Annotated in this window: 3 protein-coding genes; all 3 read left to right on the top strand. The window is 65.1% G+C overall.

Annotated features, from left to right (window positions below; translation table 11 throughout):
• Nucleotides 1–1,064 (top strand): VirB4 family type IV secretion system protein (locus tag V7Q39_RS20565; RefSeq protein ID WP_443082560.1); only part of this gene is annotated, 1,064 nt, incomplete at its 5' end.
• Nucleotides 1,061–1,267, top strand: coding sequence for a hypothetical protein (locus tag V7Q39_RS20560; protein WP_333818475.1), 207 nt, complete (start codon nt 1,061–1,063; stop codon nt 1,265–1,267). The genes V7Q39_RS20565 and V7Q39_RS20560, both read left to right, overlap by 4 nt.
• 8 nt (nt 1,268–1,275) lie before the next feature.
• The coding region (locus V7Q39_RS20555) for a lytic transglycosylase domain-containing protein (protein ID WP_333818474.1) at nt 1,276–1,925 on the top strand (650 nt) is incomplete at its 3' end.

The raw sequence follows: 1,925 nt of genomic DNA, 5'->3' as shown, positions 1-1,925 counted from the left end.
GCGAGCGCGGTGCCGAGCCGAGCGCCGGCCACACGCTGGTGTTGGGCCGCACGGGGTCGGGCAAGACCCTCGGCACCGCTTTTCTAATGGCGCAGGCCCGGCGAGTGCATGCCCGCATCCTCGTCATCGACAAGGACCGGGGTCTCGAGATGGCCGTGCGCGCTCTGGGTGGCAGCTATTCTGCGATCAGGATCGGCGAGGCGACCGGCCTCAATCCGTTCCAGACCGAGACCGATGAGCGCGGGGCGGCCTGGCTCACCGACTGGCTTGGTGACATCCTTGCAGGGTCGCGCCCCTTCGAGACGGCCCAAACCGTCAGCCTGAACGCCGCTGTCCGACAAATCGTTTCGGCGGATCCGCGGCTTCGGACCTTCGATGGTCTGGCAACCCTCGTCGCCTCGACCGACGACGAGGGTGATCTGGTGGGCCGGGTCCGAGAATGGGGGCAGGGGGGGCGGCATGGCTGGCTCTTCGGGCCAGGGGCCACATCCCAGATCAGCCTGTCCGAGGATGTGGTCGGCATCGACATGTCGGAGATCCTCGATTTGGGGACCGAACGCTCGGCGCTTCTCGCCTACCTCTTCCGTCGCATCGAACGGGTGATCGAGGATCGCCGTCCGACCCTCATCGTGATCGACGAAGCCTGGAAGATGCTCGACGATCCGATCTTCGAAAAGCGCCTGCATGACTGGCTTGTGACCATGCGGAAGAAGAACGCGGTGGTGATGATGCTGACCCAGACGCCGACCCACCTGACCCGCGTCAGGGTCGGCCAGATCATCGCGGAAAGCGTGGTGACGCAGCTTCTCTACCCGAACCCGCGCGCCAACCCCGAGGATTACCGGATCCTGCGCCTGAACGAGAAAGAGGCCGAATTCCTCTGCACGCCCACCGGTGGCCTTCGCCTCGCCCTCCTGCGCTCGGCCGGTGACTCGGTCTTCGTGAACATGGACCTCGCCGCCCTCGGACCTGCACTCACCGTTCTTGGCGGCGGCCGGTCCGGCGAAGACCGCGCCCCCTATCGCTGGCGCGATACCTCCGATTTCTGGAAGGACATGACGTGACTAGACGCAACCGCCAAATCAACCTTTCTCTTCTCGGGTTCACCCTCCTCTCCGCCTGCGCCGGCGTCGAGACTGGAGCCGTCTCCCCCTGTCACGGTCAGTTCCGGGCCGAGGGCAAGTATTTCGCGGCGCGGGAGCAAAGCGACGGCACGACGGTCGTGGTCTCGACGATGAACGCCCGCGACGCGACTTGCGCGGATTGAGCCATCCAATGCGTCGTGCCCCCCTCCTTCTTGGGCTTCTCCTCGGCACTGCGGTGCCCATGGGCCTTCTGGCCCAGGGCGTGCCGATCATCGACGGCTCACGGCTGTCAAACTTCATCTCGCGTCTTGTCGAACAGGCCGAGGACGCCGTGAAGCAGGGGGAGAAACTCGCAACACGCACAGAACTCAGCGATATCGAAGATGACCAGCTGGCCGCCTATGAGCGTTTCCTCGCAGATACGACCGGCGTGACCGACCTCAGCGGCTTCGAGATGGGGGTGGGAACCTTCCCCCCTGCCGACGAGGTCTATCCCCTTGAGGAGACAAGCCCGGAAAGCCAGCGGCTCTTCGGTGAAAGCGAGACGGTCGAGGCGATGATCATCGCCACAGCGGCGCGCTATGAAACGCATCCCGGTGTCGTGAAGGTCGGGCTCACGCCCACGACCTGGCGCATTCTTTTCCAGTCGCTGGTGAAGCAGGAAAGCGGGTTCTCCAACGCGGCGATCAGCCCGGTCGGGGCCATGGGCTTCTGCCAGTTGATGCCGGGCACTGCCGCCGATCTCGGCGTCGATCCGACCGACCCGCTGCAGAACCTCGATGGTGGCGCACGCTATCTCGCGACCCAGCTCAACAGCTTCGGCCGGATCGACTTCGCGCT

This window comes from Tabrizicola sp. (assembly GCF_036781545.1).
Classification (GTDB): Bacteria; Pseudomonadota; Alphaproteobacteria; order Rhodobacterales; family Rhodobacteraceae; genus Tabrizicola.
Note: the sequence above shows the minus strand (reverse complement) of the source record. Positions and strands in the feature narration are given on the sequence as shown.